Below are 26,302 nucleotides of genomic sequence, written 5' to 3'. Positions count from 1 at the left end.
CAGTCGGACGGGATGACGGAGACGACGCGGTCTGCGAGCGTCGATTGTGCCCAGACTGCAACGGGAGTGTGCCGTGTCGGTGTGTTGAGTCCACACAATAGCAAGGAGACCAAAGCGATCCTCAACGCCGTTCGCGTTCTGGGTCACGAACCGGTCTGGATTCGCGATGAGAACGTTAGCTCGTGGATCGAGAACGGGAGCGTTCAACTTTCGCCGCAGGTCGACGTGCTCGTCAACCGGTTGTTGCTCACGAAAAGCGACCAACAGCTTGAGGACCTCCAGCTGGCCGCACTCTACGCCGACACCACACCCGTTGTGAACCCACCGCAGGCAGTCGCGAACACACTCCACAAATACCGATCGGGGACGAAACTCGCCACAGCGGGGCTCCCGGTGCCCGACGCCTACTTCGGCCGATCACCGCGAACATTCGAGGAGTGGCCGGAGCATCTGCCCGACTAGGCCGCACACAAACACACGATCGGAACCAACGGACAGCGGATGTCCGTGGTCTCCCAGAACGAGCCTGTCGGCCCGACGATCGACGACGAGCAATCGTTCGTGCAAGAGTTCCTCGAGGAACGTGGTGACCGTCCCTCCGATGTTCGGGTGTACGTCGTCGGTGACGACATCGTCGGCGCCATGCGACGACACGCTCCGGACGGTGACTGGCGGACGAATGTGGCCCTCGGTGGTGAGGTCGAAGGCATAACGGATGAACTCGAGTCGGAACCCCGTCGGCTCGCGCGTGAAGCGACACAGGTGCTCGGATTAGACGTCGCCGGCGTCGACCTGATGTCGATCGATGGCTCGTGGTATATTCTGGAGGTGAACGCCACGGCTGGGTTCAAGGGCCTCTTTTCCGCGACTGGGATCTCTGCGGCACCGCACATCGCCCGACTGGCGATCGAACGGCCCGGCGGGTCCGTCGAGGACTCTGCAATCAGCGACCTCGAATCGACCCTCGACGATTCCGTTCCGGAGTGCAAGCCACCGCTCGTTGAGGATCAGGGAGACGAGGACGTACTCGGGTACACCACCCGGATCAGGATTCACGGCCGGGACGGAACAGAGAAGGCCGTCGCCAAGTCGGACACCGGTGCGAAGCGAACGAGCATTGACACCGACCTGGCGGGTCAAATCGGGGCTGGCCCGATGGTCGGGACGACCGAGGTGCGTTCGGGGACCGTCAGTGGAACCGAAACACGCCCACTCGTCGACGTGGATCTGTGTCTGAACGGGAGCTGGCGGACTGTCACAGCCAGTATCACCGATCGGTCCGAGATGACCTATCCTGTCCTTCTCGGACGTGACGTCCTCGAAGCGTACACGCTCGATATCAGCCAGACAGTCGAGGAATAACCACATGCAGCGAAGTCGATCCGTCGTTGGATATCGAAGTGATGGACCATCTCCGGAGCGAATCCTTGTCTCCAACTCGCTACCCCCGGTACAACCGCCCGTGTCGACCCGTACGGTACACACAGACGCCTTTCAACCATGTCCGTAACGAGACGAGCCGTCTTGGAACAACTCGCCACAGCAAGCGACGCAGACCAGAGAGAGACGACGACGACGGCGGCGCTCGCAGCGATGCTCGAGATCGACGAAGGGACGATCGAATCCCATCTGAATGGACTCGCAGCGTGCGAACTGGTCCGAACGTACCCGGACGGTCGGGTCAGGATAACGATTACCGGCGAAGAGCTACTGGCTCTCGATACCGATGAACTGGTGATCGTCGATTCGAATTAGGAGCTGCGAACCGATCGAGAGGCCAGTATTTATCGGCTCCCCACATAACAGTCGATATAAATGGAGGTACCCACTACCGATGGCTGATCGAAGTACAACCCAGTCCGACGACGAGAGTGACGAGGTCAAGTACGATCCGAATTCCGGTCGGTACGATATCTACGAATGCACCGTCTCCGATTGTGACAACGTCGTTCTCGTGGTCGGGAACGACGATCCACCGATGTCCTGTCACGATCGACCAATGGAGCGGGTGACAGAGGTGGATATGAGTGTGAAACTCCCGGATGTGCGACAGGTTCTCCTCCAGGCGTTCGGTCTTCCGAAGGCCGGACTGGATATCTGTCTGTGCGTTATCGGTGAGGGGCCCCTCTCGGCGAACGAAGTTGCCGAACAGCTCGGGTACGACCGAAGTACGGTCACGCGGTATCTCAACAAACTCGTCGATCTGGGATTGCTCCGACGGTCCGAGCTCAATCGAGAGGGTGGCGGCGTCGTCAAGGTGTATCACTCGGTCGACCTCGAACGAATGCGCCGCGAGACGCTCATCGGGTTCTACGTCTGGGCCGGGGAGGCAGCCTCCCTCATCGAAGACGCGAATCTGACGAAACAGGATTATCTCGAAGAAAACCCCGATCAAGAGCTGCCGGATATCTTCTGGGAGTCATCCCCGGACGAGTAACTGTTCGAGGGGAGTGTCTCAGCATGGGTGTACCCTGATGACTGGTGAGGGTGACCGTCACCGGCGAGGAGTTCCTATACCTCTCGCTGACTGCGCTCGACGAGGGAAACGTGGGCCCCGAAATCGGTTCCTCCGGGTACCAACGTGCTTAGGTAGGGATTTTTACTCCTCATCCATCTTATATCGTGTATGTCGATTACTCGCACGGAGGAGGACACGTTTCTCCGTGGCGTCCTTGAGAGCCTCGAGAGCGGTCTCGTCGTCGTCGACGGGTTGGGGACGATCGTCTTTGCTAATGACGCCGCCGGAGAGCTCGTCGGACGCTCGCCCGAGAGGCTGTCGGACCGACCCCTCGACGAACTGTTCGCCGACGAGGACGGCAACGTGATGCGGAGGGTCAGGGAGGCTGCACGGTCGGACGGCGGACTCCTCGACGGGACCTTTACCGTCCACCTCGCCGACGCCGAGGGCCGTCGTTTCCCCACCCAGATCGAGGTCGGAACGACCGACCACGACGGAGAGCAACACTACACGCTCTCGTTGACGGAGCCGCCACGGCAGGCCGGGTCACGGGCGCTCGATCAGACGGGGGGTGTCCTCAGGGGGGTCTTCAAGGAGAGTAACGACGGGCTGCTCGTGATCGACCCGACTGCCGACCGGGTCGCCGACTGCAACGGCCGGGCGTGTGCCCTGCTCGGCTGTGAACGCGAGAGCCTGCTCAGCCGGCGACCGGCCGAACTCCTCCCGCACGACCCGGAGTCGCTCCTGGAGTTCGCGGAGACCGGTCGGCGAGTGACCGGAGAGCTCAACTGCTGTACGGACAGGGACGAGCGACCGACCGTGGAAATCACCCTCTCGCTCTTTTCGGTCGGTGGGCATCGTCACGTACTGGTCCACCTCCGGGACGTTACCGAGCATCGAGAGCGCGAGGCACGGCTGCGCCGTCGATCCGAGGCGATGGACGCCGCGTCGGACGGTATCGCGATCCTCGATGAGAACCGCGAGTTCGTCTACGTCAACCAGGCGCACGCGGAGATCTACGGCTGCGAGTCGTCATCAGATCTCGTCGGTGAATCGTGGGAGATCCTCTATGGGGCCGAGGAGGCCAGACGGTTCCGCTGGGACGTCCTCCCGACCGTCCGCGAGGAAGGGGAGTGGCGCGGCGAGGCGACCGGACGGCGCACCGACGGCTCGACGTTCCCGCAGGAGGTCTCGATTAGTCGGCTCGACGACGGCGGGTACGTCTGTGTCGTTCGTGACGTCAGTGAACCCCGGCGACGGACCCGCGGTCTGGAGGTGCTCAACCGGGCCAGTCACGACCTTTCACAGGCACGCACCGCAGAGGCGGTCGCTGAGACCGCGGTCGAAACCGCCGAAAACCTCCTTGAGACTGACGTCGCCTGTGTCCGGTTGTTCGACCGGGACTCGAACTCGTTCGAACTGGCGGCGATGACCGACGATGCATCGAAGCTGGTCGAGTCCCGTTCGGCGTTCGACCTGAAGTCCACGCTCGCCGGCCGGTCGTATCGGACCGGCGAGCCGGTCTTCGACCGACCGAATCCCGACGACCCGTTCGTCGAGACGCCGAAGTGGGGGAGTCTCCACGTCCCCCTGAGTGAGTACGGGATCCTCACTGTTCTGATCGGTTCGGACGAGACGCTCTCTGCGGGGGACCAACGACTGGTGGAGGCGCTGGCAGAGACCGTCACAGCCGACCTTGAACGGGCCGAGCGCGAACGGGAGCTCCGCGAGAGCGAGCGAACCGTCCGCGAGCAACGGAATCGACTCAGCTCGCTCAACCGCGTCAACGAACTCGTCCAGGACCTGATCAGAGAACTCATCGAAGCGCCCACGCGAGAGGAACTCGAGCAGGGGGTCTGCGAACGACTCGCGGACACTGACCGGTACAAGGGGGCGTGGCTTGCAGAGACGGATGTCAACGGTGACTGGCGAGTGCTCAAGGCTAGCGCCGGACTCTCCGAAGGGTACCGCACGCTCGTCGAACAACTCCCGCTCGAACAGGTCGACGATGGCGTCGTCGCCCGGACCGCCGAGACCGGCGAGTTCGGCGTGACCAGTAACTACCGGACCGACGGGGCGCCGGGCGCGGCCACCGTCGCGGAGCCGACTCGTGTGGACTCGACCGCTGCCGTGCCGCTGAGTTACGACGACCGGCTCTACGGTGTCTTGGTGCTGAAGGCCGACGATCCAGACGCGTTCGGCCCGGATATCAGGCCCGGCCTGGAGGTGCTGGGTGACACGATCGGCTTCGCCATCCACGCCGTCGAGAGCCGGCGGCTGCTTCTCTCCGACGAGGTGGTCGAACTCGAGTTCGAGGTGACCGACGAGCGGTGTCTCGCCGTCGACGTCTCCGAGGAGCTCGGCTGTTACGCAGCCATCGAGCAGGCCGTACTCACCCGCGAGGGGAACCACCTCTGCTACCTGCGGGTCGACGGGGTGGATGCCGAGACAGCTGCGGCCGTGACAGCCGAGGCGACAGCGGTCGCGGACTGCCGGGTGGTCGACGAGTACGAGGACGGCTGTCTCCTTGAGGTCCGCAAGACCGAATCCGGTGCCGAGGCGATGATGGACGTCGGCGCGACCATCACGAGGGCGACGGCCGAGGACGGGGTCGGAACCCTCGTGGTCGAGGCCCCGCCGGACGCCGACATCCGGGAGGTCATCGACGGGTACACGGCCCGGAACCCTGAGTCGTCGCTGGTCGCCAAGCGCGAAACCGACCGAGGTGTGCAGACGACGGCCGCCGTCCGCGAGCGACTCGACGAACAGCTCACCGAGAAGCAGGAATCCGCGCTCACCGCGGCGTACTACGCCGGCTACTACGACTGGCCGCGAGGGAGCACGGCCGAGGAGCTCGCCGAGTCGCTGGACGTCGCTTCCGCGACCCTCCACCAGCACCTCCGGACGGCAGAACGGAAGTTGCTGGCCGCCGTCCTTGAGGACTGATACGGTCGTGCGTAACGATTTACTGGCGATTACCCGGACGAGATCGGTTATCGCCGGTAAAAGACTACGCACGACCGTATGACGCCAGTCACTTCGAACCCGAACTGATGGTTCCTTCACGTGCCTCAACCGTTCCGTTCTCCGGACGGTCGTAGCCAACGTAGCGGACGGTCCCTGTGATTCCCGCCACGCCCGACTCGACTGTCGACCCTCGACTCGACCGTCTTCGGAGTTACGCACGGGTAATCAAGGGATTAGTCGCTACTCCGAGAGGACACGGGTATGGACGAGCGAGAACCGGTCAGGGCCATGGACGACAGCTCCCTGGACCTGTACGACATCGCGACGTGGGAGCGGCGTACCCCGATCGACCGCCTCGCCGCGACTATCTATCGGCTCCTCAGGCTGACGTTCCGGGCGACTGTCGTGGTCGTGGCGTTACTCATCTTGCTGGGGATCGGCGGGCTGTCGGCGCTCACGGACCCGCAGGTCGGGACCCTGACGGCGCTCTCGGCGATCCCGGCGTTCGGCCTCGCCCTCTACGTCTACTACAGCGATACGACGAGCGGCGAACCGCTCGCAGCGCTCGTCGCGACGTTCCTGCTGGGGATCCTGACCGCGAACTTCGCTGCGGTCGTCAACACGCTCCTCGGGCCGCTGTTCGACCCGTTCGGCTTCCTCGGGATGGTCGTCATGTTCTTCCTCGTCGTCGGGCCGGTCGAGGAGACAGTGAAACTCCTCGCCGTCCGGCTGTACGCCTACGGCCGGCCCACGTTCGACTGCGTCATTGACGGTGCCGTCTACGGCGCGATGGCCGGCCTCGGTTTCGCGACCGTCGAGAACTCGCTGTTCATTACCCGGCAGGTCGGCGACCTCGGGATGGGCGTCGGCGTCCTCGAACTCATCGGCGTCGGGGGCGGGATCACCGCCGTTCGTGCCCTCGCCGGGCCGGGCCACGTAATCTACTCGGCGGTCGCCGGCTACTACCTCGGCCTCGCGAAGTTCAATCCCGAGAACCGTGGCCCGATAATCGTCAAGGGGCTGTTGATCGCGGCGTTCATCCACGCGACGTACAACTCGACCGTCGGCATCGGGTCGTCGCTCATCGCCGGCCTCCTCGGCGTCCCGCCCCTCGTGGGGTTCATCGGGTACGTGATCGTCTACGACAGCGTCTGGGGGCTGTACCTCCTCCGGAAGGTCCGCCGGTACAGCGAGACGTTCCACCGTCTCGACCGCGCCGAGGATGACGACCCGAACGGGACCGCCGAACCGGTGGGGATCGAGGCCGAGGTCGAGACCGGCGCTGGGGACGAGACCGAGTGACGCGCCCGCTCGCGCCTCGCACGGGTACTGCTCACGGTGGACGAGGCGGGCCGCACCGGCGGTCTCGCCGTCCCGTTCGGCATTCCGGACACCCACCGCGTCCGTGCCCGCGCCCCGGGACGGGAGGATTGCCGACGCACGTAGAGACGTCGGCATCCACGCGTCGTGGTCCGCGTGACGTTCACACTCGCTGTCGGCCGCGACCGTTCGCAACCCCGGTCGGACCCTCGACCTCGACGGTCACTCCGTCTCGGAAAAGAACGGTTCCGTCGACCGATCCGATGGAGGGGCCGTGGCCAGTGAGAGCCCGACGAACACAACGAAGCTCACGGATATCCCGGGTACGACCGGATCCCCGATACTCGCGGCGAGTGTCTGCGGAATGACCCCGGTCAGTTCCGTGCCGACGTGCCACGCTACGACTGTAAAGAACCCAGATACCATCGCTCCGATCCCGCCCGCGGTCGTCGCCCGTTGCCAGTGCATCCCCAGCAGGACGGGGACGAACAGCATCGAGCCCTGTAGGGAGAGGTTCAACAGCGTGATTAGCGTGATCAGCCCACCGAACAACTCCCGGTAGAGCGTTAGCACGACCGGCAGCGTCCCGACGAGGAGGACGGCAGCGCGGTTGACCCAGAGCTTCCGCCGTTCGGACGCCTCCGGCCGGATCAGGCGCGCGTAGACGTCGTGGGCGATCCCGGCGCTCGAGACGAGCATCACCGAATCGATGGTGCTCAGGATCGCCGATAGCACCGCTAACACGAACAGCGTGCCGAGAACCGGTCCGAGGAGCTGTCCCGTCAGGACGAACGCCGCCATGTCCGGCGTCCCCAGCTCCGGGAAGAGGACCCGTGCGCTCAGCCCCAGCGCGGCGACCGACAGGGCGATGACACCCTGTGCGACCAGCGAGATGCGGATAGCCGTCCGAACGGTGTCCTCGTCGCGCATCACATAAAAGCGGGAGATCTCGACCGGCGCAGCGGCGATTCCGACCGCCGACGCCACTACGAACCCGGTAATCCGGGGGAGCGGAAACGCCTGCCCGACCAGCACTGGGTCGATCGCTTCCAGTCGCGTGAGGAGCGTCCCGACGCCGCCGACCTCGGCCAGCGCGACCGGAACCACGAGCGCCAGGCCGCCGACCAGCACGACCGCCTGGAGGAAGTCAGTCACGACGCTCGCACGCATCCCGCCGAAGGCGGTGTAGGCGATGGCGATGGCGGCTGTGAGGCCGATCCCGACGGGCTCTGGGACGCCGAGGAGTTCACGGAAAACGAGGCTGCCGGCGGTGTACTGTGCCGTCAGGAACAGCGTGAAGACGGCCACGATGAGGACCGTGCTGATGGCGCGGGCGTAGTCGCCGTCGGCCCCGTCGTCGGCGTACCGGGTGCCGACGAAGTCCGGGACGGTCATGCCGCTGAACCGCCTGAGTTGCGGGGCGATGAACGCGAGCGCGACGAGCCAGCCGACCAGGATACCCAGCCAGACCCAGATGAATCCGAGCCCGAACAGGTAGTGGATGCCGACCGCCCCGATGGCGGTGCTGGCGCTGATCTGGGAGGCGAGTAGCGTGCCCGCGCCGACGATGGGCCCGACCTCTCTGCCCGCGACCAGGAAGTCCGCCTCGTCGACGGTCCGCGTGTACCCGTAGTAGGCGATCAGGGCCACCAGACACAGATACCCCCCGACCGCGACGACCGTCGCGACGTCGAGGTCACTCGCCATCGAAGCTCCCTGCGGTGTCTCGCGAAGTCCTCACGTATCGACGGAAAGGAATCCTCTGATCCGAGCCGTCGGGGTTCCCGTCGTTCGTCCCGCCGTCCCGGAACACAGCTGCTGCCACACATAGGACCTACCGTATTCCTTCGTCATAAACACTTCGCTCTTGTGGCGTAGATTGTTGGTGAGTTAGAGTACAGTTTCAAGAATGGTTTTGAGCGCTTCTTTCCCTGGTTTTCGGTAGACACGACGACGAAGTTGAAAGGCTCTGAGATACGGTGTGAGCTTGTCCTTGGAGACGCCTCGATGGGGCGAGAGCCAGGATCGCGCCAGCGATCCGTGGCTCTCGCAGGTATTGACGTGAACGTCTCCATCGGCGTATTCTCCGTCGCCGTGGACGACGTATTCGCGGTCGAATGCGTCGTCCTCGTCAAGTGGTTCGTACGCCCGAAAGCCGTCAGTATAGACGGTCAGCGACTCCTCATTGCGGTCAGCAAGCAAGAGTCGAATCGTCGATTCGTCGGCGGCTTTCGCTGGGATCACGTAGCGCTCGCCGGTGCCGCGATCAGCCAGAATGAACACGGGTAGCTTGTCCTGTTCGTACGTGCCACGTCCGCGCGTGGACAGGCCACGCGAGCGCGACGGTCGGTCGCGCTCGCGGCCTTTGAGCCCGGCTTTCACGTACAGTTCGTCAATCTCGACCGGCCCTTCGAGTTGTGGATGAGGCGCGTCCAGCGCTCGCAGGAAGCGCTGGACGCGCCGGTACACAGTTTTGTAGGAGACATCGATTTCAACGTCTAACTGCCGAAGACTGGTGTTGAAGCGGATGTAGGTGTAGACCGCGAGAAACCACTTCCTGAGTTCGACCGCCGAGTGTTCAAAGACGGTGCTCGTCTGGTCGTTGAACGTGCGGTCGCAATTCTTACAGCGGTATCGCTGGAACACCCGATAGCTGCCGTACCGAATCACAGATTCGGCACGGCAGCGTGGGCAATAGACGCCGTCACGCCAGCGAACCTGTCGGAGCAGGTTCGCGGCGCGACGCTCCGAGACGAACGTCTTGAGTGGAATCATGCTTTCGTCGGGTGGCGTGAACGCGCCACCCTTGCCCGCTACGACTTTCAGCTACTGCTGCAACCTGACCAACAATCCTCTACCCATGAGCGAACACTTACTTAACGGCACATCCGGCGTCGTAGGCAGATAAATGATGTCCATACTACAGATCGGTGATGCCGCCGGTGCCGAGTCGGCCATCCTCCCGATGCCGGGGGTAGACACAGGCTTCAGGGACGTTCCCAACCAACACGAGCGGGACGGCCGTCGGATACGGAGTCGTCGCTCAGAGCGCGCTGAGCTGTCTGAGGAGTCCGAGCCGGTCGCTCTCGTGCCACTCCTCGGCGATCCGACCGTCCGACAGCCGGTAGATGATCTGTGCGGAGAACGAGACGCTCGTGCCCGTCGGGGCTCGGCCGAGTAACTCCCCCTCGTGGGTACCTGTCAGAGCGAGCCGGAGCCCGACACGGTCACCATCGGCGAGGGCATCTTCGATCGTCGCGTGGAAATCGGGAAACGCCCGGTGAAGGTGGCGGTAGTGCTCGATGTATGCATCCAGACCTACCTCGTCGACGTCACCGGGCCGGTGCATGACCACGTCCTCATGACAGTACTCCGTGATAGCGTCGTATCGCTTGTCGTTCAACACGTCGGCGACAAAGTCCCGAACGAGGCGTTCGTTTTCAGGGATAATCATCACTCCTGTTGAATGACTGCATCGAAAATAGGTTCTTGTTTCGTGTGTCTCCGTGTTCGCTCTGGAAAGGTCTTCGCCGAGGGTGATGAACGGAACGGTCCGCGGACTTTCGGACAGGTAATCCGATAACACGGCTGTAATTCCGTGCGGGTCAGTCTCTAACTTTCAGCTCTTTTAGACATATACCACAGTCAGCCGTCGGCTCTCACGCGGACGGGGCACAGGGCACGTCGGCTATCGAAGAGGAACACTCGCCCGCGACGATGACCACCCCACATCCCGTCCCGGAGACAAGACAATGGAACGGAAGGACATCGGCGATGCGTTCAGCATTGGGCGACGGAACTACATGAAAACGATCGGTGGGCTCGCAGGCGCGTCCGCGCTTGGGATCGGCCTCGGCGAAACGTCTGCCGCAGCAGGGCTCGATCCAAACGAGCCGGGGATCCTCGAACCTGTGAAGACGAAACTATCCGGCAACGAGGTGCGGATCCCCGGCACCGACCAGGTCAAGGACGGCGAACTCCAGCAGGTCGTGAGCCACACCTCGGAGGACGCCGACGGGGCAACTAGCGTCCGTGGCAACGAGATTACGCAGGTCAGTAACCCACACGAGGACCTCAGCACCGCGCTCGGAAACCTCGCCGACGCGGCCGACGATGGCGACAAGCCCGCGATGGAAGCGGCTGCCAAGGAGGTCGAGGCCATCCTCACCGGGGAAACGCAGGGCCGCATCTACGACGGGTTCCGGCTGTTGAACTACTCGAAAGGTGGTGATCTCCCAGATCACGTCGACGGGGAGTACAAGATGAAGCGCCTGCAGGACTCCGGCGAGACCAAAGAGAGCCTCGACGGTACCCAGCGCACCGTCTGGGAGGTCGACGTCAACATGCTCTGGTACGGCGAGTCCTTCGACGCTGATACGTACCTCCTGCGGGTCCCCGTCGAGGCTCACCCGAACGACCTGCTCCGGGTGAACTACCACGTCTACTCGCTCGTCCGCGAGGAACTCTCCCCCGGGACGGCCGTCAACGACATGGGCGGGCTCCCATTCAAGATCTTCGACTCCACGTGGAGTGCGGTCGGCGGCGACGAGGTCCACCACATCTCCGTCGACAAGCCACCACTCGGCCTCCTCCGGGGCATCTATACCTGGGGCTGGCGCAAACACCCCCCGAGGATTCAGTTCCTCCAGCCCGTCTTCGAGACCGAGGTCGACGGGAACGTCACCCTCGACCCCAAGAGTGCGAGCTTCGCCGTCAGGAACCGGAGCCTCTCGCTCGACGATATCGGCGATGCCGCCCCCGAAAAGAAGGCCCACCACGTCGCCTACGCGGTCCTCGAGGAGAACGCGGGGCCGGGCAAGGTCTCCGGGATGCTCACGAACGCCGACAAGAAGCCTCGCGGGACCTACGATAGCTGGATCGACCTCATGTCGGATCCGCTGCAGCTCCCGCCCGAGGCCTGGGACGTGCTTGAAGAGGAGGGAATCGAGCGGGGTGAGTTCGGTTCCTACCGCTACGTCACGGTGTACGCCAACAACGAGATGTACGGCAACGGGCCGGACGGCGCCGATACGATGACGCCCTGGGAACAGCGCGACCGGTTCGAGGTGAAGGTGATCAATCTCGACGACCACACCCACTACTACCGGGCGGTCGACTTCGGCTACCGCGTCGGTGACGACATCCGGAGCGCCCCGACCTCGCTGGACCTCAGTGGGGCAAGTCACAGCTTCGAGATCATGAACCTCAAACCGCTGTACGGTGCGCCCAAGAGCGCGGAGATGCAGTGGCGGACCGGCTGGGGCTTCCGCCCGCACAGGAACGTCGTCCAGCAGTACGACGTCTTCCCGCGGGGAAGCGACAGCGAGTACCTCTCGCCGTACACGGACGGCGAGGGGAACGAACGGGAGGGCTACACGTTCTCCTCTACGCACTGCCAGAACACCTGGCGGTTCAACCCCCCGAAGAAGATCATCGGTACCGCCGACGATCCCAGTTCACAGCGGCTGAAGGAGTACGACGGGACCGAGGGGCTCCTCGTCGGCCAGCAGACCCCCGGGTACGGTATCGGGAAGATGCCGACGGGCGACCTGAGCGACGTCCACCCCCGCGGGCTGACGAACGTGGACGTCGACGGGGACGGCGAGGAGGAACTGGTCTTCCCGAAGTTCCTGCGAAATCCTGCCGACGATGGGGGGGACATCATCCCGCCGACGCCGCTGTGGGCGCCGTTCCTCTTCCTCGACCCGGAGAACGGCACGCTGTTCAAGAACGGGACGGACGGCAGCGACGGCTACCGCATCGACGAAACCTACTCCCAGGGTGCGCCGGTCGGCGCCAACGCGGACATCACCGCCAGCATGGAGGGCGCACGCGCGGCCGGGTTCGTCTTCTACCAGTTCGACCCGCTGTTCCACGACAACGCCATCATGTCACCCCATCCGGAGTAGCCCGACCGACTGCTGGGACGACTTACCGTGGGGCTGTCCCGCAAGTCCCCGCTCCGTTCCTTTCGGGCCGGCGCGCCTCCGAGATCTCGCGTCCGGACGAACACTCGGACCCTGCGGGTTACCTCCACCTCAGTCGGTCACCGTTCGGTCAGATATCACTATAACCGACGACGACATCACCCTCGCTCATGGGCCTCTCGGAGCAGATCCGGCGTCGAACGTTCGTCCAGGGTATCGGACTCCTACCGATTTCGACGTCACTCCTCGACGACGAACGGGTCAGAGAGCGGCTCCAGCTCTCGCGCGGGACGGCCGGCGGCGAGGTTCGGACGTTCACCGTCCACGCCGTCGAGGTCGACATCGTGATGAACCGGTTCGACCTCCACGTGCCGAACGGCGCGATGTACGTCCTCGAGGAGGACCTCGACGCCGTGAGAGAGGCGTCGGGCGAGCCGCTCGAGGACGCCTACGCGACCGTCGAGGACGGTAACCGCAAGGACCCGTCCCCGATCCAGCCGCTCGTCATCCGGGCAAACGAGGGCGATACCATCGAGATCGAGTTCGTCAACCACCTCGACCAGCGTGCCTCGATCCACCAGACGGGCCTCCCGTACAACGTGCGGACCTCCGACGGGATGGCCGTCGGATACAACAACGACACGACGGTCGCGCCGGGCGAGTCGCGGACCTACCGCTGGGAGGCGACTCACCAGGGAGCCCACTTCTTCTACGATGGCGCCCATCAGGCCATCGACAGCGCCGCCGAGCCGCCCGAGGAGGCCAACCACCTCTCGCGGGGGCTGTTCGGGGCCGTCGTGGTCGAACCGCCGGGTGCAACGTGGACCGATCCGCAGACGGGAGAGCCGCTCCGGAGCGGCCTCCGTGCCGACGTCCACGACCCGAACGGGCTGGGGACGAGCTACCGGGAGTTCGTCGCCATGTACCACACCCCCGAGGGGACTGCCCCGGAGGTCACGTGGCCGGACAGCGACACCGAGCAGTCGATCCACGCCATCAACTACCGGTCGGACCCGATGGGACAGCGCGTCAACGACGAACTGCCCGACGGCGACCTGAAGGAGGCGTTCTACCACTCCTGGACGAACGGCGACCCCGGCGGCGGGGACAACATCTACGAGGCGTACTCGGGTGACCCAGTCAAACTGGTCTTCGTCGGCGCGAGCCACGAGGAGAACCACGTCCACCACCTCCACAACCACCGGTACAAGGAGGCCGCGAGAACCGACGCCGATACCGTCGACGCACAGACGATCGGGCTCGGCGACGCGTTCGAGTCGTTCCTCGTCGCCGGACACGGTGAAGGGACGGTCCGCCCGGAGATGAGCTTCGAGGAGGCGTTCGAAGTCGGGGCCGGGTACGTCCACGGCAGTGCGGGTGACGTCCTCTTCCACTGTCATCTCTTTCCCCACTACGCCGAGGGGATGTGGGCGGGGATGCGAGTGTTCGACAAGGAACGGGAGTCCCTCCGGTCGCTCCCGAACACGAGCGGGCTCGTCCCTGCGGACTCCTCTACGCCCGGCTATCCGGATTTTGTCGGCGACGCCATCGAGGCGGTCGAGGGTGTCGAGGACCCGGTGGGCTACTATGCCCCCCAGCCCCCCGAGCTGTCCCGTACGGACCCGCGTGACCCGACGGAGCAGGAACGGGAAGCCCTCGGTGACGACGTCCGGCCGGGGGCGCCGTACGCCGACCCGATCCCGGAGGATCCGAACCGGACCGTCGAGTACACCATCGCGGTGATGGAGGCGTCCGTCGCGTACAACGACGCCGGCGAACACGACCCGGACGGCATCGTCTACGTCCTCGAGGAGGCGAACGTCCCCGGTGTGACCGACGGGACGGTGCCGGTTCAGGACGCCGAACTGGTCCGGAACGGGGAGATGAACCCCGAACCGCTGTTCATCAGGGCCAACGTCGGCGACGAGGTGGTGCTGCGCCTGAAGAACGAACTCGACGTCGGCGCCTCCATCCACCCGCACTTCGTCGGGTACGACGTGCTCGGGTCGGACTCGCTCGGGATGGGCTACAACTATCGCCAAGGCACCGACCCCACGGAGACGAACGAGTACCGCTGGTACGCCGACGAGACGGGGGCGATATTCTTCCACGACCATATTTTCGCCATCGAGGAGGGGATGCACGGGATGTTCTGTGGCATCTTCGTCGAGCCACAGGACTCGGAGTGGCGCGACCCCCACTCGGGCGACCCGATCTTCAGCGGCGCACAGGCCGACATCCTGACCCCCGAGGACGCCAACGAGCAGGACTTCCGAGAGATCGGACTGCACTACCACGGGTTCGTGCCCCTGCGGGACCGGAACGGGGAGCTCATCAACACGAACCGGGAGCACGACGTCAACCTCGGGACGTTCGCCATCAACTACCGCAACGCGCCCTTCTACGACCGGAACGACGCGGATTCGGCGTACGTCCATAGCTCGGCCGTCCACGGGGATCCGGCGACGCCAGTCCTGGAAGCGTACGAGGGGGACCCGCTGAAGATACGGATCCTGCAGGGTGCCTACGAGGACAGTCACAACTTCGCGCTCGACGGGCTCCGGATCGATCCGGAGGGGTTCGCCCCCTCCGACAGCGTCTCGCAGATCATCGGCCCGTCGGAGGCGTTCACCTTCGACGTCGAGCCGGAGGCGACCCAGCTCCCGTTCGAGAGGATGACCAACCCGGACGGCCTGCCGGTCCGGGACTACCGGTACGGGTCGAACGTCGTGGACGACCTGTTCACCGGGATGTGGGGGCTCGTGCGCGTCTGGGGCGGCGAGGTCGATCACCTCCGGCCGCTGGAGGACCACGGGTCGCCGAGCGAGACGGTCACGAACGAGGACCTGGAACAGATGGGACACCCGGCACCGTTCGCCGAATTCGACTGGACCGAGACGGGTCAGCGTGCCAGACGCCTCTACGCAGAGGGCGACGACCGGCTGCTGCCGGCCGACGAGTCGGCCCGACGGAACCCCAACGTCGGGGAGCCCCCCGAGTCCCCCGACGGTCCCGGAGAGCCCTCGCCTGACGACGCTCCTGTCCGGGAGTTCGACGTGACGGCGTTCCAGACGGAAATCCCGTACAACGACCACGGGGACCACGATCCTCACGGAATCGTCTTCGCCCCCGACCGGTACGTCGAGGAGATCAGGGAGGGGGTGCGGGAGCCCGAACCGCTGACCCTGCGCGCGAACGCCGGCGAGCGCATCAGGATCAACCTCACGAACGACCTCCCTGCCAGCCTCGACGACGACCACGCGCATCCGCTGATGCGAGTCGACCGGGAGTGGGACCGCTCGACCCGGATATCGCTGCATCCCAACCAGATCCGCTACGACGTGAACGGCTCCGACGGGGCGGCGGTGGGGTTCAACCACGATACGACCGTGGGCCGAGGGGAGACGGTCACCTACGAGTGGTACGCCGACATCGAGCTGGGGACGGTCGTATTGAACGACTGGGCCGACGTGCGGAACAACCGTCACCACGGTGCCTACGGCCAGCTGATCGTCCAGCAGCGGGACGCGATCACCCTCGAGAACGGGACGGCCGAGGCGTCCGGGACCGCCGCGGCCGCGATGGTGAAGACCCCGGACGGGGAGGAGGACTTCCGGACCGAGGCACTGGTGTTCGCGGACGCACAGTACATCGTCAACGAGGAGGACTCATCAAGGTGTGTCGTCCCACCGGGCGACGAGATGGACGCCGGGGCACCGTGCAACCAGCTCGGGAACGACGAGAGCCAGGGATACGGGGCGGTTAACTACCGCTCGGCGCCGTTCGCCCGCCGCTTCGAGACCGACGACAGACAACACCTCGTCTACAGCTCACGGGTCCACGGCGACCCGGCCACGCCGATCCTGCGGACGGACCCGGGCGACCCCGTCGTGTTCCGGGTGGCTCACGCGGCCGACAAGGCGCGTGGGGTCTCGTTCCACCTCGCGGGCCACCAGTGGCAGCGGTACCAGGGCGTCCCGGAGTCGCCGGTCATCGGCGTCGACGGGCAGTACATCCCCGGCAAATGCGATGCGTTCGAACTCATCGGCGGTGCGGGCGGGTCCACCGAGACGCCGGGGGACTACATCTATCAGGAGACGAAACAGCGCCGCCGCCTGGAGTCCGGCATGTGGGGGATACTCCGGGTCGGGAACGAGCACGTCGAGGGGACCACCTCCGAGAGAGGTACCCATCCGCTCCCCGACAGGGCCGACGACGTCCCGCTCGTGGCGCGTCCCGACTACGTCGTCGCGGTCGGCGACCTGACCGGGCGCGATGGTCCGGACGTGGTCGTCGGCGTCCCGGACAGCGATATCGGAGCCCACGAGGGGGGAGGCGTCTACCTGTTCCTCGACACCCCGCCCGGTCACGTCCGCGACCTCTCCGGGGCTGACCTGCAGGTGCTGAGCGAGACGGCGGGCGAGCGGGCCGGAACCGACCTAACACTGACGGAGGAAGCCGACGACGGGAGCCGCGACGTTCTCGTGGGGCGGACGAATGGCGAAGCGTTACGGATCGAAGGCGGTCAGGCACTGCTCGATCTCGTCGCCTCACCGCCGGACTCGGGTCTCGACGAGTTCGTGCGAAACACGACGAATACCGACGTCGAGGCGATCGTCCCGCTCGAATTAGCCAGCGAGTGAGCTAGGTCGCTCTCGCCGCTGCCAGTACCGGCGGGGTGCCGCGTCTACCCGTTCTCGACCGCAGTCACGTCCACGTCGGGTTCAGCGATCGTCCGGGTCGGACTGCCGAATCGGGAACCGACCCCCGGTTACGCTCGTGAAACGCCCCCACTCCCAGGTGAGAGCGACATATGTTCCACCCTTCCTAACCGTCGGTGATGGCCCGATACGCGATCCTGCTCAACGCCGGCCCGGCGGGCGTGGGTCCGCCGGTCAACGCCCTCCAGTACGCCCTCAGGCTCGATGACCACGGTCACGAGGTCTCGGTGTTCCTCGACGGCCCGGCGACCAAGTGGCCCGGTGAACTGGAATCGATGGCCGATCACCCGCTCCGGGAGTACTACGACGAGGCTCGAGAACGGTCGCTGATCGCGGGTGCGTGCGGGTTCTGTGCCCACAGGTACGGCGTCGGCGATACCTGTCTGGACGCGGGACTCCGACTATACGGCGGGCCAGACGAGCATGGCCCCGACGTGGGTCGACTCGCGACCGACGGCTACCGGTTGCTTACTGTCGGCTGAACGGTGCCTTAGGGGTCACGAGGGGTTCTCGGCCGGAATACGGACACGGACCCAACGTACATTGGTAGCCTCGGGGTGGTCGAATCGATGCGAGTGTCGGTACCAACGTGTTTCGAGTACTGCCGACCGACGATCACAGGGACGCGTTTCAGGAGGATGTCCACACACGAGAGGAGTAGAGCGAATCACTATGAGCAGCACCGAATCACGACTCACGCACGGGTGGAACGGAACCGTGGCCCATCCCCAGGCGTCACTGATCTCGATGACCGACCTGTTCGGCCGGAAGTGGTGTCCGGTCGTCCTCTATCGAGTGCTTCGCGACGGCCCGATGGGGTTCAGCGAACTGAAACGTGACATCGACGGTATCTCGGGGAAGATGCTCACCGAGAGCCTCGATACCCTCGAAACTGGGTACGGACTCGTCGAGCGGTCGGTCGTCAGCGACCGTCCGTTCCGGGTCACGTACGAACCGACCGAACGCGGCGAGTCGCTCGACCCGTTGCTGGGGGAGATGCTCGACTGGGCGACCGAGCACATGGACCCGGAGGTGGCCTGAGATGTCGGGTAACACCGCCGAATCCCCGGCAGGCGGATTCCCCAGTCGGGAGGAACGGACCGTCGTCTCGGTCTCGCCAGAGGTCGACGACGTCCTCTCGGTGGCGTTCGATCTGGGCACGCACGACCTCCGGGTCTACCACGCGTTGATCGACCGGCCCAGCGCGACTACCCACGAGCTCGCGGAGGTCGTCGGTATCGACCGCTCGAACGTCAACCGCTCGCTCGGTCGACTCCGCGAACGCGACCTCGTTCGTCGCCGTCAACGGCTCCTCCAGGAGGGCGGGCACTGCTACGTCTACACCGCGACCGAGATCGAAGAGGCCCGCGAACTGCTCCGCGACGGACTCGACGCGTGGACCGAGCGTGCCCGTGATGAACTCCGGGGGGTCCTCGTCCCCGAACCATGAGCCACCAGTACCGGACAACGTCGTCAAGCACGCCGGATCCCGGCGACGACACCGACGAGGGGGTCCAGTACGACCGGTCGACGAGCCGGTACACGATCCTCGAATGCACCCACTGTGACAACACCGTCCTCTCGCTCGGTCGTGACGGGGCATCGATGACCTGTCACGGGGAGCCGATGGAGCCCGTGACCGACCCGGAGATGGACGTGCGGCGGCCGGACGTCAGGCAGGTACTCCTCCAAGCCTTCGGGCTCCCGAAGGCAGGACTGGACATCTGCCTGCGGGTCATCGGGGACGGCCCACTCCCGGCGAGTGACGTCGCCGACGCGCTCGGCTACGACCGCAGTACGGTGACGCGATACCTGAACGAGCTCGTTGAACTCGGGCTTCTCCAGCGGGCCGAACTGAACCGGGAGGGCGGTGGCGTAGTGAACGTGTACCACTCGGTCGATCTCGAGCGGATGCGCCGCGAGAGCCTCGTCGGATTCTTCGTCTGGGCGGGAGAGGCGGCCACGCTGATCGAGGAAGCGAACCTGACGAAACGGCGATATCTCGAGGAGAGCCCTGATCGGGAGCTCCCCGATATCTTCTGGAACTCGTTTCCAGACGAGTAGGGACGGCTCTGGACTGCTCTATTGAAAACGACGGACTGCGTCGGGATGACTCCGGAAGCGTTTGAGAAGTCGAAGCCGAGGAGGGGGATATGGCAATCGCACTCCTCGACTTCGTTCGGAACGTCCGACGCGTAGCTAAACAAGCGTTAGGGGATCGAGCGGGAAGGCCCGCCTCCGGCGGGCTTCCCCGCGAGGCCCACATCGTCGCCCACTGTATTCGCAAAGAAGAGAGCCACACCTTCACCGAACTCGTCGACCGGCTTGGACTCATGCCGGAGGTGTGCGCACTCCTTGGACTTCACCCGGATGCGCTGCCTGATCCAACGACGTTCTATCACTCGCTCGACCGCTACGCGATGTACGTCTGGCGGGCGTTGCTGCGCGCGTCGGCGCAGCAACTCCGCCAGTCTGGACAGGTCGCCCTCGATAGCACGTTCTTCGAACGCAAGCAAGCCTCCCAGTACTACCTCCAGCGAAGTGGACGGACCGTCAAGACGATCAAAGCGACAACGCTGACCGATACAGAGTCACTTGCGGTGCTGGACGTCCACTGCTGTATCGAGCGGGAACACGATACAAGGGCTGGCCCGCGGGTCGTCCGCCGGAACGCGGACGACCTGCGGGCCGTACTCGCCGACAACGGCTTCCAGGACTGGCACACCGAGTACGAGCTGGCTGCGCTAGATCTCGACTATCTTGTTCACCACCGCGGCTCAACACCGATGGCAGCAGCTCACAACGCCCTCAACCGAGCGAAGGGGTACACGCAACGCTGGATGGCAGAAACGTCCTACTCAACGATCAAGCGAACGCAAGACTCCGCCTTGCGTTCGCGGTTCTGGTACCGCCAGTTCCGTGAGATCATCCTCATGTTCGCGATCCACAACATCAAGAAGATCACCGAGAAGCTATGATCGTACTACCGTACCGCATTTTCAATAGAGCACAATAACTAACTACTGTAGGGACGACTTCCTTACCGACAGGATAGAGCGTAGCCATCACCGTTTCTATCGGGGTTCGAGTGGATCCGATCACTACGGAAATTCCCTACCGACAATCTTCGCCACAAGAGCGTCGCATATTATCGATTCTCGATTTCGAGCTCCCGTTCTCCCCAGGTGGATAACGACTGGAAGACCGGAGAAAGGGATTCTCCCCTCTCCGTGATCGAATACGAGACACGAACTGGTTTTTTATTTTCAACTGTTCGAGCTACGATTCCAATATTCTCCAGTCGTTCAAGACTATCAGAGAGTGACTTATTTGCCAATCCGATCGAATCTTTTAAATCGGCGAAATAAAGGCGTTCATTGAACATTAGTAAATAAATAATCTCGGGGTGATATTTATTCTGGAGGAATCGTTTCGTGCAAACGTTGGCTTTCCCCCAATTCTTTAATGAAACCAGTACTGGTTCAAATGACCTTCCCCTTTCGGTTAGCCCGTATTGAACTCGAACTGGTCTTGTACCCTGAACACTACGGGTAACTAGCTTTTTCTGTTGGAGATCTTCGAGACTGTTCGATAACGTTGCACTCGAAATACCATCGAGTCTCTCCTCAAGTTCGCTGAAGCGTTGTGGGCTCTCCACAAGCAACTCATCAATTATCGATGGATGCCACTTGTGCCCTATCTGGTCAAGTGTCGCTCTGACGGCACGCCAGTTCACATTCACTCGTGACGTGTTGGCCTTGCCGACAGAGTCGCCGAAGTCCAGAGCTTCGTTTGTTTCGGATGACATCCGTGCTAATAGTTGTTCGACTAGGATATCAATGCCCCCCGCGTGTGTACCTCTATTACACGTCTACTCTCACTTTCGATATCCGTTTTCGACTCTGCTATCATTTCCCCGTCTTGCGATTATGAGAAGTAGTCGTTTTACAAATATTTTCTGCGAACGGGCCCAAACAACGGATTCAATATCTCGGGTTGCTTGATCGACGCTCCGAAATGCCGCTTACACGATTTTCCAACCGTATTTTCGGCGAATTCGTTTAGCTCGAATAGTCCTCGTTATACCACCTTGATATTTTAATTTCTCATGATATACTCTCTAATAGAGAAATTAGTCGATCAAAGATCGCCGGGTCTCGAAAGTGAGATATATTCATTATTTATGATGTCTTGATTAGACTCGGTTACTGCAGCGTAAGTAACTATGCCAGTTGATACAGCATTTGAGCAGCTATATTCGGTTGACTGGACGGTATTAGAGGAGGAATCCCTTGCTCGGTAATCAGGACGGTACTACGTTACGTTATTGTTAGATAGATTATATATCCTCTCACTCCAATGTAGGAGGTAGCCGTGGCACATTGAACAAACTGCGGCCACGGACAACCAATCTATGACAGAAAACAATAAATCGAACACGTCAGGTGCGGGCCTAGGCCGACGAGACTACATGCGACTAGTGGGCGGTGCAGCTGGACTTGCGGCAACTGGACTGCCAGCAGTCGGAACAGCAGCGGCCGCATCGACTGATCCCAATGATCCGGGAATCCTCGAACCCCTCAAGACGAAACTGTCCGGATCGGAGATCCGTATCCCGAATACCGATCAGGTCAAAGACGGGGAACTTCACCAGGTGGTCAGTCATACGGTCGAGGATGCGGACGGTGCGACCAGCGTTCGTGGCCACGAGATCACCCAAGTCAGCGACCCACACGACGACCTTCAGGCTGCACTAGACGAGCTGGCAACGGCAGCCGACGACGGCGACACCGCCGCCATGGATGACGCCGCCAATGAGATCGAGGCCATCCTCAAAGGCAACACCGAGGGGCGGATCTACGATGGATTCCCGCTGCTGAACTACTCGCAGGGCGGCCACCTCGAGGACCAGATTGACGGCGAGTACAAGATGAAGCGCCTGCGGGACTCCGGGGAGACCCAGACGAGCATCGGCGGCAAGGAGCGTACCGTCTGGGAGGTCGACGTCAACATGCTCTGGTACGGCGAGTCGTTCGACGCCGACACGTTCCTCCTGCGGGTCCCTGTCGATGCCCATCCGAACGATCTGCTCCGGGTGAACTACCATGTCTACTCATTGGAACGAGAAGAACTCTCCCCCGGAACAGCCGTCAACGACGCGGCCGGACTCCCGTTCAAGATTTTCGACTCCACTTGGAGCGAGGTCCACACTGACGAGGTCGCACACATCTCGGTCAACAAGCCCCCCCTCGGACTGCTTCGGGGCATCTACACGTGGGGCTGGCGCGATCACCCGCCAAAGATTCAGTTTCTCCAGCCTGTCTTCGAGACCGATATCGACGGCCAGGTGGTCCTCGATCCGCCAAGCAAGAATTTCGCCGTCCGGAACCGAAACCTCTCGATTGACGACATCGGCGACGCTGCCCCTGAAAAGAAAGCCTACACCGTCGCTAGTGCGGTTTTGGACGACACGGCCAGCCCGAGCGAGGTCAACGCGATGCTCACCGACTCCAGCACCGACCCGCGGGGAACGGCCGACGGGTGGGTCGATCTCATGGCCGACCCACTCCAGCTCCCGCCGGAAGCTTGGGATGTCCTCGAGAAGGAAGGCATCGACCGCGGAAAGTTCGGGCCGTACAGCTACGTTACTGTCTACGCCAACAACGAGATGTACGGCGACGGGCCAGACGGCGCCAAGACGATGGAGCCCTGGAGCCAGGGCGACCAGCTCGACGTGAAGGTAATCAATCTCGACGATCACACCCACTACTACAGGGCGGTCGACTTCGGCTACCGCGTCGGTGACGACATCCGGACGGCCCCGGACTCGCTGGACCTGTCGGGGGCGAGCCACAGTTTCGAGATCATGAATCTCAAGCCGTTGTATGGCGCGCCCAAAAGCGGCGAGATGCAGTGGCGCTCTGGCTGGGGGTTCCGTCCGCACAAAGACGTTATCCAGCAGTACGATGTGTTCCCGCGATCGACTGATCGCGAGCAGCTGGAATCATTCACGGACGGCGATGGGGAATCCCACACCGGCTACCGGTTCTCGACGACGAGCGGCGACAACACCTGGCGGTTCAACCCGCCGAAGAAGATCATCGGGACCGCCGACAACCCCAGCCAGGAGAAACTCCACGAGAGCGATGGCACCGAGGGGCTATTGATGGGCCGTCAAACAGAGCAGTTCGGCGTCGCAAAGATGCCGAAGGGCGACCTCAGCGACGTTCACCCTCGCAACCTGACGAACATGGACATCGACGGTGACGGCGACAAGGAGCTCATCTTCCCGAAGTTCCTCCGCAATCCCGCGGACGGCGGTGGCGATATCATTCCGCCAACGCCGCTCTGGAAGCCGTTCTGGTACCTGAGCCCGGAGAACGGTACCCTCTTCAAGAACGGGACCGATGGCAGCGACGGCTACTGGATTGACGAGACCTATTCCCAGGGGACCCCGGTGGGGGGGAACGACGACATCACCACCTCCATCGAAGGAGCGCGAGCGGCTGGGTTCGTCTTCTACCAGTTCGACCCGCTGTTCCACGACAACGCGATCATGTCTCCTCATCCAGAGTGAAAGCATCACACGCCTACCTATCATCTCGCTAGGGGGCGATATGAGCTCATAATTCGTTCGTTTTTTGTCGGTAGTTGCCAAAATGGGCGATGGATTTGAGCCCCAATGTAGTGGATGTGCTACGACGACAGATGCATTCTTGCGATCCTTTCTCGCTATACCGAATGGAATCGACTCAGCACACGCGCCGAGACGTCTTTCGATCGATTGCGATGATGTCGTACCACGAGTGGCCGACCTATAATTCGACACCACTGTATGATCGAACGTCGCTCGCTGGACTGGAATCGGATGTCAGGACAGTCTCAGAGACGTGGTTCGACCACGAGGGCCACCACTCAGTTGAGGAGTTCGTCTGTGCACTCCCGCTAGCCTACTTCCGGTTCAGCGCCCACGATCGATATGCGGGGCCGACACGCTACCAGATGGCCACTCTCTTCCGGGTGTTCGTCCTGCAAGAATGCCACGGGTGGGAGCACGAAACCGCACTCGTCGACTATCTCGGGAATCGTCCTGACCTCTGCGAGCAACTGGGTTTCGGGACGATCCCGGACCAGTCGACACTGTGGCGAAGCTGGCACGAGCGGTTCACCCCTGACCTCCGAGAGACAGTGGAGACAGCCGCTCGAACGATCCTCATCAAAGCCCAGAATGCAGGTGTCGGGGTTCCGCGTGAACCGACACGAAAGCTCCGATACCACGGGAACGAGTCTGGTGAGTCAGACCCGGACGATCAAACTACGTTGGAGCAGGCAGAGAAGGTCACCGACCACGTCAGCCGCGTCGTCTTCCCGGCATTTTCGCTGGATCGTGGGGACGGCTGCGAGATCCACGAGAACGCCTACTGGGACTTACAGACGTATCTGGGGCTTCGCGAGCGGCTGGCTGCTAACGAGGGCGCTCGTAGCTTCACCTACGAGTCAACTCGAAACCGGACGCCGTTAGGTCACGCCCATCGCGAGCAGATTCGTAATCTCTCGGTATCAGAGACTCGCGAGATGTACCGACAGGCCGTCAACACGCTCCTGAGCGAAGTCGAGGAGACAGAGGAGTTCTTCCGAGCCGGAATCATCGCCATCGATATCACCGAGGCCAACCCCTTCACCGGTGATAGAACGGGCCACGAAGACGAAATCATCGGGACGAAGGAGAAGACCGACGAGTACGCCTACCAATGGGCGACAGTCCAGTTGGTCGGCAACGCTATCCCACTCGTGCTTGATGCCCGCCCGGTACGGAAAGGCGAGTCACGCAAGGAGATCGTCGGGGATTTGCTGGATTCGGCTGAAGAGCTCGTCCACGTCGATAACGTGCTGATGGACCGAGAGTTCGATAGTCAGCACGTCCTGGAGATGCTTAGCCAGCGTGGCTTGTCGTATGTCGTGCCGAAGCGGATGCAGACCAGCGAGAAAGCCCAAGCCAAGCGATTACTCCAGCGGGACCAAGACCGGTATGAAACCGACCGGACGCTCCATCTGGGCAAGAACGAGTGGCACGAAACGACGCTGGTCTACCGCCGGAATGAAGACTCCGAGCACGACGATCACCGGCAGTACTCGGTGTTCATGACGAATTGCGGGAGTGGGCACCTCACGGAGTATGGCTATCGCTGGGAGATCGAGAGTGGGTACAGGTCGATCAAACGGTTCATGGCAGCGACGACGTCGAAGGATTTCGGGCTTCGATTCTTCTACTTCGCGTTTGCGTGTCTGCTGTACTCTATCTGGCGAGCGGTCGATCTGCTCGTGCAGGTTGAGTTGACCGATGAGTACGAGCACTCACCCATTGTGACAGCCGACAATACGCTCACGCTGCTGAAGAAGGAGACCGGAATCGGATAGAGAGATACTCTGTCCGGGACAATCCGGATTCCTGAGTGGCAACGCTGTCGGGGATCTTAGAAATTCACCGGTCTAGTTGGTAGTACGACACAAGAAGACTATCGAGAGTAGATCCGAAGCAGCTTCGCCTCGAAAATTCGCCCGAAACCACGCATCACAGCCCCACTAAACCCACTGTAGTCTCAACTCCCCGTCGTACCGGGGATCCACAACCTCGGAGGATGGTTTTGATGTGTGCCTTCTGTTCATGTGTTAAATCTGTGAAACAGGAGCAGTCTTGTGGTTCGACATTTCTATCACTCAGAAAACGTTTCTAAACGACATACTCCGTGACTTGACCCTAATCGACAGATGAAAGCCTATCTATCTGATGACAGTGTGAAACATCGTGTTCAAATAAGGATGAAGAGTGAGGCGGTGTGTTTTCTGAGTGGTTCATGCCCGAAAACACACGCCTCAGCGGGAGTATCGACCAGATCAACTTAGAGTTT

Annotated in this window: 19 protein-coding genes; 15 read left to right on the top strand and 4 right to left on the bottom strand. The window is 62.6% G+C overall.

What is annotated here, in order from left to right; translation table 11 throughout:
- Positions 1–12 precede the first annotated feature (12 nt).
- From BUE16_RS17255 to BUE16_RS13120, 6 genes are all read left to right on the top strand, one after another.
- Positions 13–462, top strand: a complete 450-nt coding sequence (locus BUE16_RS17255) for an ATP-grasp domain-containing protein (protein WP_234972397.1) — start codon at positions 13–15, stop codon at positions 460–462.
- 39 nt (positions 463–501) lie between these two features.
- Positions 502–1,362 carry a putative ATP-dependent zinc protease gene (locus BUE16_RS17250; protein WP_234972396.1) on the top strand — a complete coding sequence of 287 codons (861 nt, stop codon included), beginning with the start codon at positions 502–504 and terminating at the stop codon, positions 1,360–1,362.
- A 162-nt stretch (positions 1,363–1,524) separates the two neighbouring features.
- Entirely contained in the window at positions 1,525–1,755 is a 231-nt protein-coding gene (locus BUE16_RS13135; protein ID WP_073310487.1) for a hypothetical protein, read from the top strand.
- Positions 1,756–1,834: 79 nt separating this feature from the next.
- Positions 1,835–2,437 (top strand): helix-turn-helix domain-containing protein, encoded by a 603-nt coding sequence (locus tag BUE16_RS13130; RefSeq protein WP_073310485.1) that lies wholly within the window; start codon positions 1,835–1,837, stop codon positions 2,435–2,437.
- 189 nt (positions 2,438–2,626) lie between these two features.
- Positions 2,627–5,404: a bacterio-opsin activator domain-containing protein gene (locus BUE16_RS13125; protein ID WP_073310483.1), complete on the top strand. Its 2,778-nt coding sequence runs from the start codon at positions 2,627–2,629 to the stop codon at positions 5,402–5,404.
- A 282-nt stretch (positions 5,405–5,686) separates the two neighbouring features.
- Positions 5,687–6,727, top strand: coding sequence for a PrsW family intramembrane metalloprotease (locus tag BUE16_RS13120; protein WP_073310480.1), 1,041 nt, complete (start codon positions 5,687–5,689; stop codon positions 6,725–6,727).
- 240 nt (positions 6,728–6,967) lie between these two features.
- On the opposite strand, the gene BUE16_RS13115 is transcribed toward BUE16_RS13120, so the two are convergent.
- The 3 genes from BUE16_RS13115 to BUE16_RS13105 all read right to left on the bottom strand — a co-directional run bounded on the left by BUE16_RS13115 (position 6,968) and on the right by BUE16_RS13105 (position 10,199).
- Positions 6,968–8,452, bottom strand: coding sequence for a sodium:solute symporter family protein (locus BUE16_RS13115; protein WP_073310478.1), 1,485 nt, complete (start codon positions 8,450–8,452; stop codon positions 6,968–6,970).
- A 183-nt stretch (positions 8,453–8,635) separates the two neighbouring features.
- Positions 8,636–9,520 carry an IS1595 family transposase gene (locus tag BUE16_RS13110; RefSeq protein ID WP_073310476.1) on the bottom strand — a complete coding sequence of 295 codons (885 nt, stop codon included), beginning with the start codon at positions 9,518–9,520 and terminating at the stop codon, positions 8,636–8,638.
- Positions 9,521–9,788: 268 nt separating this feature from the next.
- Complete coding sequence (locus BUE16_RS13105; RefSeq protein ID WP_073310474.1) at positions 9,789–10,199, bottom strand: ester cyclase; 411 nt, start codon at positions 10,197–10,199, stop codon at positions 9,789–9,791.
- Between the two features lie 298 nt (positions 10,200–10,497).
- Here BUE16_RS13105 and BUE16_RS13100 point away from each other — a divergent pair, with 298 nt between their 5' ends.
- From BUE16_RS13100 to BUE16_RS13070, 7 genes are all read left to right on the top strand, one after another.
- Positions 10,498–12,654, top strand: a complete 2,157-nt coding sequence (locus BUE16_RS13100; RefSeq protein ID WP_073310472.1) for a hypothetical protein — start codon at positions 10,498–10,500, stop codon at positions 12,652–12,654.
- Positions 12,655–12,842: 188 nt separating this feature from the next.
- Complete coding sequence (locus BUE16_RS13095) at positions 12,843–17,315, top strand: multicopper oxidase domain-containing protein (protein WP_073310469.1); 4,473 nt, start codon at positions 12,843–12,845, stop codon at positions 17,313–17,315.
- Positions 17,316–17,512: 197 nt separating this feature from the next.
- Positions 17,513–17,875, top strand: coding sequence for a DsrE family protein (locus tag BUE16_RS13090; RefSeq protein ID WP_073310467.1), 363 nt, complete (start codon positions 17,513–17,515; stop codon positions 17,873–17,875).
- A gap of 190 nt (positions 17,876–18,065) precedes the next feature.
- A complete protein-coding gene (locus tag BUE16_RS13085; protein WP_079991650.1) occupies positions 18,066–18,434 on the top strand; it encodes a winged helix-turn-helix transcriptional regulator in 369 nt (122 codons plus the stop codon).
- Between the two features lies 1 nt (position 18,435).
- The gene (locus BUE16_RS13080; protein WP_073310464.1) at positions 18,436–18,843 is read left to right on the top strand and encodes a helix-turn-helix domain-containing protein; all 408 of its coding nucleotides are present in this window, start codon (positions 18,436–18,438) and stop codon (positions 18,841–18,843) included.
- Positions 18,840–19,457 (top strand): helix-turn-helix domain-containing protein, encoded by a 618-nt coding sequence (locus BUE16_RS13075; RefSeq protein ID WP_073310462.1) that lies wholly within the window; start codon positions 18,840–18,842, stop codon positions 19,455–19,457. The genes BUE16_RS13080 and BUE16_RS13075 overlap by 4 nt, the downstream gene beginning before the upstream one ends.
- Before the next feature lie 89 nt (positions 19,458–19,546).
- Positions 19,547–20,371: an IS5/IS1182 family transposase gene (locus tag BUE16_RS13070; RefSeq protein ID WP_073310459.1), complete on the top strand. Its 825-nt coding sequence runs from the start codon at positions 19,547–19,549 to the stop codon at positions 20,369–20,371.
- A 170-nt stretch (positions 20,372–20,541) separates the two neighbouring features.
- On the opposite strand, the gene BUE16_RS13065 is transcribed toward BUE16_RS13070, so the two are convergent.
- Positions 20,542–21,201, bottom strand: a complete 660-nt coding sequence (locus BUE16_RS13065; protein WP_073310457.1) for a winged helix-turn-helix transcriptional regulator — start codon at positions 21,199–21,201, stop codon at positions 20,542–20,544.
- A gap of 663 nt (positions 21,202–21,864) precedes the next feature.
- Between BUE16_RS13065 and BUE16_RS13060 the strand changes: the two genes are divergently transcribed.
- On the top strand, positions 21,865–23,970 hold the full coding sequence (locus tag BUE16_RS13060) for a hypothetical protein (protein ID WP_143165441.1): 2,106 nt from the start codon (positions 21,865–21,867) through the stop codon (positions 23,968–23,970).
- A 164-nt stretch (positions 23,971–24,134) separates the two neighbouring features.
- Positions 24,135–25,811 (top strand): transposase, encoded by a 1,677-nt coding sequence (locus tag BUE16_RS13055; RefSeq protein WP_073310452.1) that lies wholly within the window; start codon positions 24,135–24,137, stop codon positions 25,809–25,811.
- Positions 25,812–26,302 lie beyond the last annotated feature (491 nt).

The organism is Halobaculum gomorrense, from assembly GCF_900129775.1.
In the GTDB taxonomy this organism is placed as follows: Archaea; Halobacteriota; Halobacteria; order Halobacteriales; family Haloferacaceae; genus Halobaculum; species Halobaculum gomorrense.
The sequence above is the reverse complement of the archived record's forward strand: the minus strand, read 5'-3'. Positions and strand labels throughout refer to the sequence as shown.

Coding starts and splice junctions, on each gene's coding strand:
- BUE16_RS17255 (WP_234972397.1), top strand. CDS start 13: ATGACGGAGACGACGCGGTCTGCGAGCGTCGATTGTGCCCAGACTGCA.
- BUE16_RS17250 (WP_234972396.1), top strand. CDS start 502: ATGTCCGTGGTCTCCCAGAACGAGCCTGTCGGCCCGACGATCGACGAC.
- BUE16_RS13130 (WP_073310485.1), top strand. CDS start 1,835: ATGGCTGATCGAAGTACAACCCAGTCCGACGACGAGAGTGACGAGGTC.
- BUE16_RS13125 (WP_073310483.1), top strand. CDS start 2,627: ATGTCGATTACTCGCACGGAGGAGGACACGTTTCTCCGTGGCGTCCTT.
- BUE16_RS13120 (WP_073310480.1), top strand. CDS start 5,687: ATGGACGAGCGAGAACCGGTCAGGGCCATGGACGACAGCTCCCTGGAC.
- BUE16_RS13115 (WP_073310478.1), bottom strand. CDS start 8,452: ATGGCGAGTGACCTCGACGTCGCGACGGTCGTCGCGGTCGGGGGGTAT.
- BUE16_RS13110 (WP_073310476.1), bottom strand. CDS start 9,520: ATGATTCCACTCAAGACGTTCGTCTCGGAGCGTCGCGCCGCGAACCTG.
- BUE16_RS13105 (WP_073310474.1), bottom strand. CDS start 10,199: ATGATTATCCCTGAAAACGAACGCCTCGTTCGGGACTTTGTCGCCGAC.
- BUE16_RS13100 (WP_073310472.1), top strand. CDS start 10,498: ATGGAACGGAAGGACATCGGCGATGCGTTCAGCATTGGGCGACGGAAC.
- BUE16_RS13095 (WP_073310469.1), top strand. CDS start 12,843: ATGGGCCTCTCGGAGCAGATCCGGCGTCGAACGTTCGTCCAGGGTATC.
- BUE16_RS13090 (WP_073310467.1), top strand. CDS start 17,513: ATGGCCCGATACGCGATCCTGCTCAACGCCGGCCCGGCGGGCGTGGGT.
- BUE16_RS13085 (WP_079991650.1), top strand. CDS start 18,066: ATGAGCAGCACCGAATCACGACTCACGCACGGGTGGAACGGAACCGTG.
- BUE16_RS13080 (WP_073310464.1), top strand. CDS start 18,436: ATGTCGGGTAACACCGCCGAATCCCCGGCAGGCGGATTCCCCAGTCGG.
- BUE16_RS13075 (WP_073310462.1), top strand. CDS start 18,840: ATGAGCCACCAGTACCGGACAACGTCGTCAAGCACGCCGGATCCCGGC.
- BUE16_RS13070 (WP_073310459.1), top strand. CDS start 19,547: ATGGCAATCGCACTCCTCGACTTCGTTCGGAACGTCCGACGCGTAGCT.
- BUE16_RS13065 (WP_073310457.1), bottom strand. CDS start 21,201: ATGTCATCCGAAACAAACGAAGCTCTGGACTTCGGCGACTCTGTCGGC.
- BUE16_RS13060 (WP_143165441.1), top strand. CDS start 21,865: ATGCGACTAGTGGGCGGTGCAGCTGGACTTGCGGCAACTGGACTGCCA.
- BUE16_RS13055 (WP_073310452.1), top strand. CDS start 24,135: ATGGAATCGACTCAGCACACGCGCCGAGACGTCTTTCGATCGATTGCG.